The sequence below is a fragment of the Brenneria sp. L3-3C-1 genome (assembly GCF_016456245.1).
Classification (GTDB): Bacteria; Pseudomonadota; Gammaproteobacteria; order Enterobacterales; family Enterobacteriaceae; genus Brenneria.
Genome location: NZ_JAEMHF010000003.1, coordinates 141,783 through 156,703 on the forward strand (window position 1 = coordinate 141,783; position 14,921 = coordinate 156,703).

The 14,921-nt window shown below is 53.9% G+C and carries 12 protein-coding genes; 8 read left to right on the top strand and 4 right to left on the bottom strand.

All coding sequences use genetic code 11. The features are described 5' to 3' along the window. Positions 1-119: 119 nt before the first annotated feature. Both JG725_RS09960 and JG725_RS09965 read left to right on the top strand, forming a co-directional pair. Positions 120-1,136 (top strand): LacI family DNA-binding transcriptional regulator, encoded by a 1,017-nt coding sequence (locus JG725_RS09960; protein ID WP_199377833.1) that lies wholly within the window; start codon positions 120-122, stop codon positions 1,134-1,136. Positions 1,137-1,443: 307 nt separating this feature from the next. Next, entirely contained in the window at positions 1,444-2,337 is an 894-nt protein-coding gene (locus tag JG725_RS09965; RefSeq protein ID WP_199377835.1) for an MFS transporter, read from the top strand. A 241-nt stretch (positions 2,338-2,578) separates the two neighbouring features. Here the strand turns inward: JG725_RS09965 and gyrB are convergent, their stop codons facing one another. The 4 genes from gyrB to dnaA form a co-directional block, all read right to left on the bottom strand. Continuing rightward, a complete protein-coding gene (gene gyrB / locus JG725_RS09970) occupies positions 2,579-4,996 on the bottom strand; it encodes a DNA topoisomerase (ATP-hydrolyzing) subunit B (RefSeq protein ID WP_172290553.1) in 2,418 nt (805 codons plus the stop codon). An 18-nt stretch (positions 4,997-5,014) separates the two neighbouring features. Continuing rightward, positions 5,015-6,100 (bottom strand): DNA replication/repair protein RecF, encoded by a 1,086-nt coding sequence (recF, locus tag JG725_RS09975; protein WP_199377837.1) that lies wholly within the window; start codon positions 6,098-6,100, stop codon positions 5,015-5,017. Between the two features lie 146 nt (positions 6,101-6,246). Beyond that, positions 6,247-7,347 carry a DNA polymerase III subunit beta gene (gene dnaN, locus JG725_RS09980; RefSeq protein ID WP_172290555.1) on the bottom strand — a complete coding sequence of 367 codons (1,101 nt, stop codon included), beginning with the start codon at positions 7,345-7,347 and terminating at the stop codon, positions 6,247-6,249. 4 nt (positions 7,348-7,351) lie between these two features. Further along, on the bottom strand, positions 7,352-8,746 hold the full coding sequence (gene dnaA / locus JG725_RS09985) for a chromosomal replication initiator protein DnaA (protein WP_172290556.1): 1,395 nt from the start codon (positions 8,744-8,746) through the stop codon (positions 7,352-7,354). A gap of 693 nt (positions 8,747-9,439) precedes the next feature. On the opposite strand from dnaA, the gene rpmH reads away from it, so the two are divergent. From rpmH to JG725_RS10015, 6 genes are all read left to right on the top strand, one after another. After that, a complete protein-coding gene (gene rpmH, locus JG725_RS09990; protein WP_005976668.1) occupies positions 9,440-9,580 on the top strand; it encodes a 50S ribosomal protein L34 in 141 nt (46 codons plus the stop codon). Positions 9,581-9,598: 18 nt separating this feature from the next. Beyond that, entirely contained in the window at positions 9,599-9,958 is a 360-nt protein-coding gene (rnpA, locus tag JG725_RS09995; protein WP_009115146.1) for a ribonuclease P protein component, read from the top strand. Then, positions 9,922-10,179 (top strand): membrane protein insertion efficiency factor YidD, encoded by a 258-nt coding sequence (gene yidD, locus JG725_RS10000; protein WP_009115145.1) that lies wholly within the window; start codon positions 9,922-9,924, stop codon positions 10,177-10,179. The genes rnpA and yidD overlap by 37 nt, the downstream gene beginning before the upstream one ends. 2 nt (positions 10,180-10,181) lie before the next feature. Continuing rightward, on the top strand, positions 10,182-11,816 hold the full coding sequence (yidC, locus tag JG725_RS10005; RefSeq protein ID WP_172290557.1) for a membrane protein insertase YidC: 1,635 nt from the start codon (positions 10,182-10,184) through the stop codon (positions 11,814-11,816). Between the two features lie 77 nt (positions 11,817-11,893). Next, complete coding sequence (gene mnmE, locus JG725_RS10010) at positions 11,894-13,258, top strand: tRNA uridine-5-carboxymethylaminomethyl(34) synthesis GTPase MnmE (protein WP_199377839.1); 1,365 nt, start codon at positions 11,894-11,896, stop codon at positions 13,256-13,258. A 765-nt stretch (positions 13,259-14,023) separates the two neighbouring features. Next, positions 14,024-14,914: a glycine betaine ABC transporter substrate-binding protein gene (locus JG725_RS10015; RefSeq protein WP_199377841.1), complete on the top strand. Its 891-nt coding sequence runs from the start codon at positions 14,024-14,026 to the stop codon at positions 14,912-14,914. The last annotated feature ends 7 nt before the right edge of the window (positions 14,915-14,921 follow it).

Below are 14,921 nucleotides of genomic sequence, written 5' to 3' on the forward strand. Positions count from 1 at the left end.
GCAATAAAAAACTTCCCTGTCCGCCGTTTAACGATTATAAAAAACGAGCTGTTTATCCTTATAATAAAAGGGGGAAGCAGAAAGCGGTTCCAGTTGGCTTGGCGAATTGAGAAAACAGAATGACAACCATGCTCGATGTGGCGAAAAAAGCAGGCGTATCAAAGGCGACGGTATCACGTGTGCTGACAGGTAATAACTACGTCAGCCAAACCACCAAAGACCGGGTTTTCAAGGCTATCGAGGAGATGGGATACCGGCCAAATTTATTGGCGCGTCAGCTTGCCACCAATAAATCCCAGAGCATCGGGCTGGTCGTCACCAATACGCTGTATAACGGCCCTTATTTCAATGAGTTGCTTTTCCAGACCGCCACCATGACCGAGCAACACGGACGCCAGTTGATTCTCGCCGACGGCAAACACAGCGCAGAAGAAGAACAGCAGGCCATCAAGTTTCTGCTCGATTTACGCTGCGATGCGGTCATCATCTACCCGCGTTTTCTGTCCATTGCGGCGCTGGAAAATATCATCGAGCAACACCGGCAACCCATTATGGTGGTGAACCGGAAACTGAACCATCATGAAGAAAACGGCATCTGCGCCGACCATCAGTCGCACTGTTTTGACGCCGTCAATTACCTGATTGATAACGGCCATCGGGATATTGCGTTTATTCTTGGCGCATCGGGATCGCCCACCGGGGAAAGCCGCTTTTCAGGTTATCGGCAGGCGCTGGCGGGAAAAGGCATTGCCTTCAACGACAAACTGGTGGTCGAGGGCGACTGGACGCCGGAAAGCGGTTACGCCGCCGTGAACACGCTGTACCAGCGAGGCGCCGCTTTCAGCGCGCTGGCGGCCAGCAATGACGATATGGCGATTGGCGCGGCAAAAGCCTTTCGCGAAAAGGGAATAGCGATACCGGATGATGTCTCGCTGCTGGGCTTCGATGACCTGCCCCTGGCCTCCTGGGCGCACCCGCCGCTGACCACCGTTCATGTCCCGGTGGCGGAAATGATTAAGCGCACCCTTGAGAAACTGCTCTGTATGCTGGAGGGTAAAACCGCCGCGCCGTCTCCCCCGTTTCAAGGCTCGCTGATCGTTCGCGAATCGGTGGGCAAAGGCCCGGCGGCCCGCTAACCCCGACGTTTACGCGCCAGGCCGAGCGCCTGGCGCGGCGCCAAAAAGATTGAACGCTAATAATATGCGCAATATGCTACTGTTATTCCTATCGGCTTGCGACCCGCTTGATACATCATCGCTCACTAGCCTATATATTCCTATACACTAAATAGTTCGAGTTACAGGACAAAACGTTATTGTTTTGAACAACGCAAAGCGTTGGCCCTCTATGCCGAGGCCCAGAGAGGGGCCGAGTAACAAAGCCAACGCACCTGCAACTTGAAGTATGACGGGTATAAACCTATCAGCGCCCTGACGACAAAAAATGACATTAATAAAGCTTCCCCTGCTGGCCCAGATTTCATCCGCTCACCTGGTGAGCCATTTTCATATGATGGTGCTGCCCGCGCTGATCCCGCTGCTATCGGAGCAGCGAAATATCAGCTTCGTCGAGTTAGGTTTTGCGCCCGGGATCTTACTGACCGTCGCCGCTTTCACGGGCATTAACAGCGCCTTTATCGTTGCGGGGGGAGTCGGTCTATTGATAGTTCTGCTGTTATTAGCCGGAGGCGGCCAACCCGTCCGACTTCAGCGCGCGGCTTCGGGCGGCGCGCAACCGAATAAACCCCGGGTGGCGCTTTTTACCCTGCCGATCATGGCGCTGTTGGTGTTATTCCTGCTGTTGAATCTGAGCACCAGTTCGATTCAGAATTTCTCGGTGACGGCATTTGTTACGGGCTATGACCTGCCGTTATCCCAGGCAAATATCGTGCTGACATCCTTTCTGTTCGCCAGCGCTTTTGGCGTACTGGCCGGCGGCGCGCTGGCCGATAAAACCAAACGCCACGGGCTGGTAGCGACGGCAGCGCTGGCAATGACCGCCTGTCTGGTCAGTGTGGTGGCCATCTATCCCCTGCCAGTATCCGTGTTGATTCCGCTACTGACCGCCGCCGGCTTTCTGTCCGGCATGATCGCCCCATCGCGTGACATGCTGGTACGCGCCGCCTCGCCGGCCGGCGCCGAGGGTCGCGTTTTCGGCATCGTCTCCACCGGCTTTAATATTGGCGGCGCGGCAGGCCCGGTGTTATTCGGCTGGCTGCTGGATCACGGTTATCCACAGGCTATTTTCTGGTCAGCGGTGATTTTTATGCTGATCACCGCGCTCATCACCCTACGCCAGGAATTACGCAGCGCCAGACAACGGGCGGTGGCGCTATAAAAAAAGCCAGCCCCAAAAGGAGCTGGCCAGACCGTTGACAAATCTATCATCCCTTATCGAACGGTGATAATGGAATGGAAGAGTAAAGCGTCCGCGCCAGGGATGGCGCGGTTCGAGCTTACAGGGATGTACTTGCAGCGTCTTTACGATCCATCCATTATCGCCGCTCACCGGACTTTGTCAGCAAACTCACCAGCCCCAAAAGGGGCGGGCTGAGGTTGCAGATCAGGCAGTTGTCTAATCAGATATCGATATTCAGCGCCTTCAGGGCGTTCTCTTCGATAAACGCACGACGAGGTTCAACCGCATCGCCCATCAGCGTGGTGAACAGCTCATCCGCCGCGATAGCATCTTTGACCGTAACGCGCAGCATACGACGACTGGTCGGATCCATGGTGGTTTCCCACAGCTGATCGGGGTTCATTTCACCCAGTCCTTTATAACGTTGGATGGCCAGACCACGGCGGGATTCTTTCACCAGCCACTCCAGCGCCTGTTCAAAGCTGGCTACCGGCTGACGACGCTCACCGCGTTCAATATAAGCATCCTCTTCAATCAGATCGCGCAACTTCTCACCCAACTGATTGATTTTGCGATACTCACCACCGGTGACGAAGCCGAAATCCAGTGGATAATCGGTGTCTACGCCATGTGTCCGCACCCGCAGAGCCGGTTCAAAGATCTGCTGTTCCTGATTCTCGTGGATCACAAAGCTGTAAGCGCTGCCATGCAGTTCCCGCTCATTCAGGCGAGTGACCAGCGTTTCCATCCACTGCTGAACATGCGTGCGGTCGCTTAAATCCGCTTCAGCCAGGGTTGGCTGGTAGATTAACGCATTCAACAACGCCCGTGGGAAACGACGCTCCATACGACCGATGGTTTTCTGCACCGAGTAATGTTCGGCCACCAGTTTTTCCAGCGGTTCACCGGCCAGCGCAGGCGCCGCGGCATTGGTATGCAACGTTGCCCCGTCCATCGCCAGCGCAATCTGGTACTGATCCATCGCTTCATCGTCTTTGATGTACTGTTCCTGCTTGCCTTTCTTCACTTTGTACAGCGGCGGCTGCGCGATATAAACGTGTCCGCGCTCAACGATTTCCGGCATCTGACGATAGAAGAAGGTCAGCAGCAGGGTACGGATGTGAGAACCATCGACGTCGGCATCGGTCATGATGATGATGCTGTGATAACGCAGTTTGTCCGGGTTGTACTCATCGCGGCCAATGCCGCAACCCAGGGCGGTGATCAGCGTCGCCACTTCCTGTGAAGAGAGCATCTTGTCGAAACGCGCTTTCTCAACGTTGAGAATTTTACCTTTCAGCGGCAGAATCGCCTGATTCTTGCGGTTACGCCCCTGCTTGGCGGAGCCGCCCGCCGAGTCCCCTTCCACCAGGTACAGTTCGGAAAGCGCCGGATCGCGCTCCTGACAATCCGCCAGCTTGCCCGGCAGACCGGCCAGATCGAGCGCGCCTTTACGGCGGGTCATATCGCGCGCTTTACGCGCCGCTTCACGCGCCCGGGCCGCATCAATAATTTTCCCGACCACGATTTTGGCGTCTGACGGGTTTTCCATCAGGTAATCCACCAGCTTCTCATTCATCAGCGACTCAACGGCGGTTTTCACTTCCGATGAAACCAGCTTGTCTTTGGTCTGCGAGGAGAACTTCGGATCGGGCACTTTAACGGAAACCACGGCAATCAGGCCTTCACGCGCATCGTCGCCGGTGGCGCTGATTTTGGCTTTCTTACTGTAGCCTTCTTTATCCATATAGGTGTTGAGGGTACGGGTCATCGCGGCGCGGAAACCGGCCAGGTGCGTACCGCCGTCACGCTGCGGGATATTGTTGGTAAAGCAGTAAATATTTTCCTGGAAGCCGTCATTCCACTGCAACGCCACTTCCACGCCGATGTCATCTTTCACCGTGGAAAAATAGAATACCGTCGGGTGAATCGGCGTTTTGTTCCTGTTGAGATAATCAACAAACGCCTTAATGCCGCCTTCGTAATGGAAGTGGTCGGATTTATCTTTTTCGCGCTCGTCGAACAAGCGGATAGACACGCCGGAATTCAGGAACGACAGCTCGCGCAGGCGCTTGGCCAGAATGTCATACTGAAATTCGGTCTGGTTGGTAAAGGTTTCGTAGCTGGGCCAAAAACGCACCGTGGTGCCGGTTTTCTCCGCATCGCCCACCACTTTCAGCGGCGCTTGCGCCACGCCGTGGCGATAGGTTTGCTGGTGGACTTTACCTTCACGGCGGATCACCAGCTCCAGTTTTTCCGACAGGGCATTAACGACGGAAACCCCCACGCCGTGCAAACCGCCGGAAACCTTATACGAGTTATCATCAAATTTGCCGCCGGCATGCAGCACCGTCATGATCACTTCCGCCGCGGATACCCCTTCCTCTTCATGAATACCGGTGGGAATACCACGGCCATCATCCTGTACCGAGACTGAGTTATCAGCATGGATAGTGATGACAATGTCTTTACAATAGCCAGCGAGTGCCTCGTCGATAGCGTTGTCCACAACCTCGAATACCATGTGATGCAGACCGGTACCATCATCCGTATCACCGATGTACATACCTGGGCGTTTACGTACCGCATCCAGCCCTTTCAATACCTTGATACTTGAGGAGTCATAAGAATTCGACATCAACGTTTCTCGCTCATTTTAGTCCTGTGATTGAACCGTTATTTTACCCTGTTCTACGCGGAACATCTTGCCATTTTCACCCACCATATCGCCTATCTGCTCAGCGCTGACCGCGCTGACAAAGACTTGCGCATGGGTGGCTTTTAACCGTTCAGCCAACAAACGGCGGCGGGTACTATCCAGTTCGGAAGCAAAATCATCAATCAGATACAGACAGCGCAGTCCGTTCTGACGGGTGAGAAACTCACCCTGGGCCAGCCTTAAAGCACACATCAGCAGCTTTAGCTGACCACGGGACAGCATATCCTCGACCGCCACGCCGCTGGCGCGGATACGGAAGTCGGCTTTATGCGGCCCAAGCGCCGTATAACCCAGCATACGGTCGCGTTCAAACTGCCGTTCCAGCAGTTCGGCATAATCACTTTCTTTATCCCAGCCGCGCTGGAAAGAAAAACCGAGGGCAAACTCAGGCAGAAACTGGCTACAGGTGGCGGCAATATCTTCGGCGATCGCCGAGCTGTATTGCGCCCGCCATTCGCTGATACGTTCAGCCAATGGCACCAACTCCTGATCCCAGGCCCGCAGTTGCCCGTACTGACCCACCTGCCGCAACGCCGCATTACGCTGACGCAACAGGCGTTTCATATTGCTCCAGGCGGAGAAAAAACCGGGTTCGTTATGAAAACACCCCCAGTCAAGAAAAGCACGGCGGTACTTCGGCCCGCCGTTCAGCAAGGTAAACCCTTCGGGAGTAATCAACTGAATCGGCAGCAGCTGCGCCAGTTCGGCCACTTTGTGACCGTCGCTGCCGTCAATGCGCACTTTACCGTCGCCCTGACGGTTCTTACTCAATCCGACCGATCGCTCGCCCTCAATACCGTCAATACGACCATGCAGGACAAACTCGGCCCGATCGTGGCGGATCACGCGCGCCGCCTGCACGCTGCGGAACGCCCGCCCGTGCCCCAGCGTGTAAATCGCCTCCAACACGCTGGTTTTGCCGCTGCCGTTCGGCCCGACCAAAAAGTTGAAACCGGGCGCCAGCGCCAAATCGGCCGCTTCAATATTGCGGAAATCTTTAATCAGAAGACGAGTAAGCGCCATGCGACTATCTTCTTGCGATCAAGACAGAATTGTCGCTGGCGGATTGGAGACAAGCGCGGCGAGTACCCCGAGGCGTACTCAGCGTAAGCGAGCATGGCGAGCGCCGCCCCATCCCAACCCGGCCAGTCAAATAGCTCACCAGCATACTAGAGGCGCATCGGCATAACGACGTAGGCCGCCGCCCGGCTGGCGCCATCTTCGATCTGCACGCTGGAGACGGAATCCGTCAGCAGCAAGCGAACATCCTCACACTTCAGCGCATTCAGAACATCCAATACATAACTGACGTTAAAACCAATTTCCATCTCGGTGCCGTCGTACTGCACATCCAGAATTTCTTCCGCCTCTTCCTGTTCAGGGTTATTGGCGGTGATCTTCAGTTGGTTCTGAATCAGGTGCAGACGCACGCCACGGAATTTTTCATTCGACAGTATGGCCGCACGGGAGAATGCCTGCTTAAGTAAATCGCAGCTGGCTTCCAGCGTTTTATCCGGATTCTTCGGCAATACGCGGCGATAATCGGGGAAACGGCCGTCAACCAGCTTGGAGGTGAAAATAAAATCACCGACGTGGGCACGAATATTATTACTGCCGATTTGCAGCCGCAGCGGCGCATCGCCGCCATCCAGCAAACGCGCCAGTTCCATCACCCCTTTACGCGGCACAATCACCGAATGGGATGGCAAGGGCTGCCCCACCGGCATCGAGCACACGGCCAGACGGTGACCATCGGTGGCGACGGTACGCAATTCCTCTCCCTCGGTTTCAAACAACATTCCGTTGAGGTAATAGCGAACATCCTGATGAGCCATCGAAAACTGCGTGGCTTCGATCAAACGCTTCATCGTCGCCTGCGGCAGCGAGAATTCAACGTCGCTTTGCCAGTCATCCAGATTGGGAAAATCGGCGGCAGGCAGGGTCGACAACGAAAAACGGCTGCGCCCGGATCGCACCAGCATGCGATCGCCATCCAGCATGATGGTGATTTCCGCGCCATCGGGCAGACCACGACAGATATCAAATAATTTACGCGCCGGAACCGTTGTGGCGCCCGGTTCATGGGGTTGCGTGAGCGCCACTTTGGCCACCATCTCCATTTCGAGATCGGTGCCGGTAAGCGACAATGCTCCGTCGGTGACCTGGATCAACAGGTTGCCCAAAATCGGTAACGTAGGCCGGCCGCCCAATGGGCTGCTGACCTGTTGCAGTGGTTTTAGCAGATGTTCGCGTTCAACAATGAATTTCATAATGTTATGAAGATAATGTTCTGATTAAATTGGAAAAATCTTCTTTGATGTCGTGACTTTCTTCACGCAGCTGTTCGATTTTACGACAGGCGTGCAACACCGTGGTATGGTCGCGGCCGCCAAACGCATCGCCGATTTCCGGCAGGCTGTGATTGGTCAGCTCTTTGGCCAGCGCCATCGCCATCTGGCGTGGGCGGGCCACCGAGCGGGAACGACGTTTAGACAATAAATCGGCGACTTTGATTTTATAATATTCCGCCACCGTCTTCTGAATATTGTCGATAGTAACCAGTTTTTCCTGCAACGCCAGCAGATCGCGCAGCGCCTCGCGCACAAAATCAATGGTGATGGAGCGGCCGGTAAAGTTGGCGTTGGCAATCACCCGGTTCAATGCGCCTTCCAGCTCGCGCACGTTGGAACGCAAACGCTTGGCGATAAAGAAAGCCACTTCGCCGGGCAGGCGGATATCATTCTCATCCGCTTTCTTCATCAGAATCGCCACCCGCGTTTCCAGCTCCGGCGGTTCGATAGCCACCGTCAGACCCCAGCCAAACCGCGACTTCAGGCGATCTTCCACGCCGTTTATCTCTTTCGGATAGCGATCGGAGGTTAAAATAATTTGCTGATTACCTTCCAGCAACGCATTAAAGGTATGGAAAAACTCTTCCTGCGAACGCTCTTTGTTGGCAAAAAACTGAATATCATCAATCAGTAGCGCGTCCACCGAACGGTAATAACGTTTAAACTCTTCAATGGCGTTATTCTGCAACGCCTTCACCATATCCTGCACGAAACGTTCGGAATGCATGTAAACCACTTTCGCATTGGCTTTACGGGCGATGATGCCGTTGCCCACCGCATGCAACAGGTGCGTTTTACCCAGGCCGGTTCCGCCATACAGAAACAGGGGATTGTAAGCGCCGCCCGGATTATCGGCCACCTGACGAGCGGCGGCGCGCGCCAGCTGGTTCGACTTACCTTCGACAAAGTTATCGAACGTGTGCTTGGGGTTCACGTTGGAGCGATAAGTGTGCTCCGCCTGCGCCGGTGAATTATCCCAGCTTGGGCGCACTGGCGCTAAACGCACCTGTGTCGCTGCCGCGACGCTGACATTATTATGGTGGTTGACCGGCTGACTGACTGTCTGAACCAGGGGTTTGCTACCCACTTCAAAACGCAGCAGCGGAGCATCCATCCCACAAAAATCATTCAATAAACCATTGATATTATTTAAATATTTATCACGAACCCAATCCAGTACGAAACGATTAGGGGCGTAGAGCGCCAGAGTGTTATCACTCAGCTCCGCCTGTAACGGGCGTATCCACATACTGAATTCTGTGGCAGGTAACTCATCCTGCAAACGGGCAAGACACTGCTGCCAAAGCGAAAGTGACACGGCGGACTCCACTCGAACAAGAACGATCAAAAAGAAAAGAATAAGAAACGTTATTTATATGACTCATGATTTTGGCACCTGCCCCCGTCACAACAAGACGACAGATGCACCGCGTAGTATAGTAGATGCGGTTTACCGTGACGATCCCGAAGAAGGATCGCTAACGGGACGGCGGATCATAACCTAAAGCAGCGAATAGATCCTCCCCTTCTGCACAGTTTCGATCCTTTTTATCCACAGGCTATTCTTATAGCAGCCTCAGGCAGCATGCAGAAGATCCGACTAATCTCATTCAATCAGTTATAGCAGAAGGCGCTCTAGAATAAACGATGTGGTAGGCGCGTTACGGTGACATTGATCATGATCCGGCAGGGAGGATCAATGCAGGATCCTTGCGCTTTATCCCAGAGTCCGTATAATCTTCAGCCCGCGCGTCCTCGCCTGTTTTCTGTGCTCAGCCAGACAGAAATCCAAAATAATTGGCATGGCTGGCAGGTAAAGTGTGATGTTAATTGACTCAGGGCTGTACAATTATTACAATCCCGCCTCTTTCAGTTATATGATTGTTATATGCGATTGAGGCGTCGGTCATTTTCACGCCGAGTAGCCAAACGCGTTTACTGTGAAGTCGTGTTTGTTCCCCGCGCCAGCAGGGATGAACCGTTAATTATCCAAGTTTAGGTAGAAATCGCCATGAAACGCACTTTCCAACCGTCCGTATTGAAGCGTAACCGTAGCCACGGTTTCCGTGCTCGTATGGCCACTAAAAATGGTCGTCAGGTTCTGGCCCGCCGTCGTGCGAAAGGCCGTACTCGTCTGTCCGTTTCTAAGTAATAAAAGCTAACCCACCGAGTGGTTAAGCTCGCTTTTCCCAGGGAGTTACGTTTGTTAACTCCCAGCCATTTCACTTTCGTCTTCCAGCAGCCGCAACGGGCCGGCACGCCGCAAATTACTATTCTCGGCCGCCTGAACACGCTGGGGCATCCCCGCATCGGTCTTACCGTTGCCAAAAAGCATGTTAAACGTGCTCATGAACGCAATCGGATTAAACGCCTGACGCGCGAAAGCTTTCGCCTGCATCAACATTCATTGCCCGCAATGGATTTTGTGGTGATTGCGAAAAAAGGGGTGTCCGAACTGGATAACCGAACATTGACGGAAGCGTTGGAAAAATTATGGCGTCGGCACTGTCGTTTGGCTCCCGCCTGCTGATCGGGTTGATACGTGGTTATCAACTTGTAATCAGCCCGTTACTTGGACCACATTGCCGGTTCCGGCCAACGTGTTCACAATACGGTATTGAGGCAATACGCAGGTTCGGCATGATAAAAGGCAGTTGGTTGACGCTGAAACGCGTATTAAAATGCCACCCTTTGAACCCTGGTGGTGATGATCCCGTACCGCCAAAAACCGACAATAACAGAGAACATTAACGATGGATTCGCAACGCAATCTTCTTCTCATCGCTCTGCTATTCGTAACCTTTATGATCTGGCAGGCCTGGGAAACGGACAAAAATCCGCCAGCGACCACGCAGGCCATACAGCAGGCGACGAATGCAGCACCCGGCGATGCCACCAACCAGGGCGTACCCGCTAGCGGCCAGGGTCAACTGATCACGGTTAAAACCGACGTGCTGTCTCTGACTATCAATACCCGTGGCGGCGACATCGAGCAGGCGCATCTGCTGGCTTACCCGGATACGCTGGGTTCTGATAAACCGTTCCTGCTGCTGGAAACCTCGCCCGAATTCGTCTATCAGGCGCAAAGCGGCCTGACCGGTAAAAACGGCCCGGACAACCCGGCCAATGGCCCGCGTCCATTGTTTACCGCCACGCAGGATCACTTTGAACTGGCTGACGGCGAAAACGAACTGCGCATTCCGCTGACCTATACCGCGGCTGACGGCGTCACTTACACCAAAACGTTTGTACTGAAACGCGGCGACTACGCGCTGAACGTTGATTACAGCGTCAATAACACCAGCGCCCAGCCGCTGGAACTGACCTTGTTCGGTCAGTTGAAACAATCCATCGATTTGCCCAAGCACCGCGATACCGGCAGCAGCAACTTTGCGCTGCATACCTACCGCGGCGCGGCGTTCTCCTCCAGCGAAGACAAGTATAAGAAATACAGCTTCAGCGACATGGATGAGAACCTGAATATCACCACCAACGGCGGCTGGATCGCCATGTTGCAGCAGTACTTCGCGACCGCCTGGATCCCGACCACCGCTGGCGCGAACACCTTCTATTCCAGCAATCTCGGCAACGGGCAGGCGGCGATTGGCTTTAAAGCCGCTCCGGTCGTCGTACCGGCCGGCGGCCAGCAAAACCTGAACGCCACGTTGTGGGTCGGCCCGGAAATTCAGGACAAGATGGCCGCTGTGGCGCCGCATCTGGATCTGACCGTCGACTACGGCTGGCTGTGGTTTATCTCTCAGCCGCTGTTCAAACTACTGAAATTCCTGCACGGCTTTATCGGCAACTGGGGCTTCTCCATTATTGCCATCACCTTTATCGTGCGCGGTATCATGTACCCGCTGACCAAAGCGCAATACACCTCAATGGCCAAAATGCGCATGCTGCAACCGAAGCTGACCGCCATGCGTGAGCGTATCGGTGACGACAAGCAGCGCATGAGTCAGGAAATGATGGCGCTGTATAAGTCGGAGAAGGTTAACCCGCTGGGCGGCTGTTTCCCGCTGTTGATTCAGATGCCAATCTTCCTGGCGCTGTACTACATGCTGATGGGCTCCGTTGAACTGCGCCATGCGCCGTTTGCCTTGTGGATCCATGACCTGTCCGCGCAAGACCCGTACTACATTCTGCCGATCCTGATGGGCGTGACGATGTTCTTCATTCAGAAGATGTCGCCGACCACCGTTACCGACCCGATGCAGCAGAAGATCATGACTTACATGCCGGTGATTTTCACCGTGTTCTTCCTGTGGTTCCCATCCGGTCTGGTGCTGTACTATATCGTCAGCAACCTGGTTACCATCATTCAGCAGCAGCTGATCTACCGTGGTCTGGAAAAACGTGGCTTGCATAGCCGCGAGAAGAAATAACCCCGGTGATGGACAATCATTGAGAATAAGGCGGTCAATGACCGCCTTTTTTTATAACCTGAGAGACAGAGACAACCATGAGTCATACCGACACCATCGTAGCCCAAGCCACGCCACCGGGACGCGGCGGGGTAGGTATTTTGCGTATTTCCGGAGCGGCGGCTTCGGCCGTGGCGCAAGCGGTATTGGGCAAGCTGCCCAAACCACGTCACGCCGACTATCTGCCCTTTCGCGATACGGATGGCAATCCTCTCGATCAGGGCATCGCCCTGTGGTTCCCCGGCCCCAACTCTTTTACCGGCGAGGACGTGCTGGAGCTTCAGGGACACGGCGGCCCGGTCATTCTCGACATCCTGCTGCAACGTATTCTGGCGTTACCCGATGTGCGTATTGCGCGCCCCGGCGAATTCTCTGAACGCGCGTTCCTCAATGACAAGCTCGATCTGGCGCAGGCGGAAGCCATAGCCGACCTGATAGACGCCAGTTCTGAACAGGCCGCGCGTTCGGCTTTGAACTCTCTGCAAGGCGCCTTTTCCGCCCGTATCAACCATCTGGTGGAAGCGTTAACGCATCTGCGGATTTACGTTGAAGCGGCGATCGACTTTCCTGATGAGGAAATTGATTTTCTCTCCGATGGAAAAATTGAAGGCCAGCTCAACCAGGTGATGGCCAATCTGGACGCCGTTCGCGCCGAAGCGCATCAGGGCAGCCTGCTGCGCGAAGGGATGAAAGTCGTCATCGCCGGCCGTCCCAACGCCGGAAAATCCAGCCTGCTCAATGCGCTGGCCGGTCGTGAGGCGGCGATTGTCACCGATATCGCCGGAACCACCCGCGACGTATTGCGCGAACATATTCATATCGATGGAATGCCGCTGCATATTATTGATACCGCGGGGCTGCGAGATGCCAATGACGAAGTGGAACGTATTGGGATTGAGCGCGCCTGGCAGGAAATTGAGCAGGCGGATCGCGTCCTGTTTATGGTCGATGGCACCACGACACAAGCCGGAGAACCGGCGGCAATCTGGCCGGAGTTTATGGCTCGGCTACCGAAAACGCTGCCGATTACCGTTGTGCGTAATAAAGCCGATATTACCGGCGAACCGCTGGGCATTGAAGATGTGAATACTTACTCACTTATTCGACTTTCAGCACGAACCGGCGAAGGAATCGATACGCTGCGCGACCATCTCAAGCAAAGCATGGGGTTCACCAGCAACACCGAAGGGGGTTTTCTGGCGCGCCGCCGGCATTTACAGGCGCTGGAACAGGCGGCCCAGCATCTGACGCAGGGTAAAGATCAGTTAGTGAGCGCTTACGCGGGTGAACTGCTAGCGGAAGAACTGCGGCTGGCGCAGCAGGCCCTCAGCGAAATCACCGGGGAATTTACCTCCGACGATCTACTGGGGCGTATTTTCTCGAGTTTTTGCATCGGCAAGTAACGCTGAGTCTGTAAGCGTCCACTCACTTCCACACATCCCGCATAGCGCCTTGTTATGCGGGATTTTTAGCACAATACATACTGTAATCCCGTACTTTAATGATAAATTCTGGAGATAACATGCATATACCAGAATCAATGGTTATTTAAAAAACACATTTCCGGATGCTAAATCACCGGGTTAATCAGCCCTAGCCGACTGCCTCATAATACGTTCTCTCATCACGACCCAACAATTAGATGAAAAGCATTACAGGATATCCTCTCGCCAAAACATGTTTATATCGGGCGATAGGGTCATACTCCCGCTTTAGCCATTCATTTCCATTTCATCCCGGTTTGTCAGTGGGTTATCGACCGATTCTGGCAAGATAAACGATATAGAACCCTTCAGACATTTGAAATTGATTCCCCTCTGACGGCGACTGATGGAGCTGAATCGACCCTTTTCATCTGACGGGAGTTTTGTGAGCGCAAAGCCCCCCACATCGTGATTGACCTCGGTATCAATGATCACTTTTAGCCGCTGGTTATGCCTTGTTGCACAGAAAGGCATAGCTTATGGCGAAAACGAATTTCACCCGCCCCCTGCTTTTGCTCTACTTTAAGAGGTCTGAATGCCTCAGGCTGGTGCATTTTTGCCCATATCATCAGTCAAACTTTGGTTTTAAAACTCTATCCTTTTGATTTTTAGTAGGTATTTTGTTGGCATAAAAATTGTATATACATGTCTATTCACAACATTAACTCTACGCTGGAGAAAGCAATGCGCACAACAACAATCAGGCATGCTCTGTTATTAATCGCAGGATTAACCGCTGTTACCCCTGCGGTGCAGGCAGCGGATGTGATCGTCGGCAGTAAAAACTTTACTGAGCAATATATTCTGGCGGAGATCTACGCGTCAGCGCTGGAGCAGGCCGGGATCTCTGTTGAACGCAAAATTAACCTCGGCGGCACCCTGATTGCGCAGGCAGCGTTGGTAAAAGGCGATATTGATATGTACCCGGAGTACACCGGCACCGCCCTCAGCGCGGTGGTAAAAGGTGAGCTATCGTCAGATCCGGATAAAGTTTATCAGCAGGTGAAAAGCGTCTACGCGGAAAAATATCAGCTCACCTGGCTGGCCCCGGCTAAGCTAAACAATGGTTATGCCCTGCTGGTCAGCAAAGCGCTGGCGGAAAAGTATCAGTTGAAAACGCTGTCCGATCTGGCGAAAGTCGCCCCGCAACTGACCATCGGCGCAGGCGCTGAGTTTGGTGATCGTCAGGATGGCCTGAAAGGGCTGGAACAGGTTTACGGTATCAAATTCAAATCGTTCCGTCAGTTTGCCAAAGTGGGCCTGCGCTACGATGCGCTGGCTGCCGGGCAGATTGATGTGGCGAACGGCTTTGCCACCGACTGGCAAATTGCCGATGGGCAGTATGTCTCACTGGCCGATGACAAACATCTGTTCCCTCCCTATTTCGTCGCCCCGGTGGTTCGTGACCAGACGCTGAAAGCGCATCCAAACGCGGAAGCGGTGCTGAATAAAGTCAGCGCGCTGCTGGATAACGCCACCATGCAGAAACTCAATGCCGCAGTTGAGAAAGATAAAGAAGAACCCGCTGATGTTGCCGAACAGTTCCTGCGCGAAAAAGGCATTGTGAAATCCTGATCGATCC

Excerpts from the sequence above, each read along its gene's own strand:
- JG725_RS09960 (WP_199377833.1), top strand. The coding sequence starts at position 120 with ATGACAACCATGCTCGATGTGGCGAAAAAAGCAGGCGTATCAAAGGCG.
- gyrB (WP_172290553.1), bottom strand. The coding sequence starts at position 4,996 with ATGTCGAATTCTTATGACTCCTCAAGTATCAAGGTATTGAAAGGGCTG.
- JG725_RS10015 (WP_199377841.1), top strand. The coding sequence starts at position 14,024 with ATGCGCACAACAACAATCAGGCATGCTCTGTTATTAATCGCAGGATTA.
- JG725_RS09965 (WP_199377835.1), top strand. The coding sequence starts at position 1,444 with ATGACATTAATAAAGCTTCCCCTGCTGGCCCAGATTTCATCCGCTCAC.
- yidC (WP_172290557.1), top strand. The coding sequence starts at position 10,182 with ATGGATTCGCAACGCAATCTTCTTCTCATCGCTCTGCTATTCGTAACC.
- rpmH (WP_005976668.1), top strand. The coding sequence starts at position 9,440 with ATGAAACGCACTTTCCAACCGTCCGTATTGAAGCGTAACCGTAGCCAC.
- dnaN (WP_172290555.1), bottom strand. The coding sequence starts at position 7,347 with ATGAAATTCATTGTTGAACGCGAACATCTGCTAAAACCACTGCAACAG.
- yidD (WP_009115145.1), top strand. The coding sequence starts at position 9,922 with ATGGCGTCGGCACTGTCGTTTGGCTCCCGCCTGCTGATCGGGTTGATA.
- mnmE (WP_199377839.1), top strand. The coding sequence starts at position 11,894 with ATGAGTCATACCGACACCATCGTAGCCCAAGCCACGCCACCGGGACGC.
- recF (WP_199377837.1), bottom strand. The coding sequence starts at position 6,100 with ATGGCGCTTACTCGTCTTCTGATTAAAGATTTCCGCAATATTGAAGCG.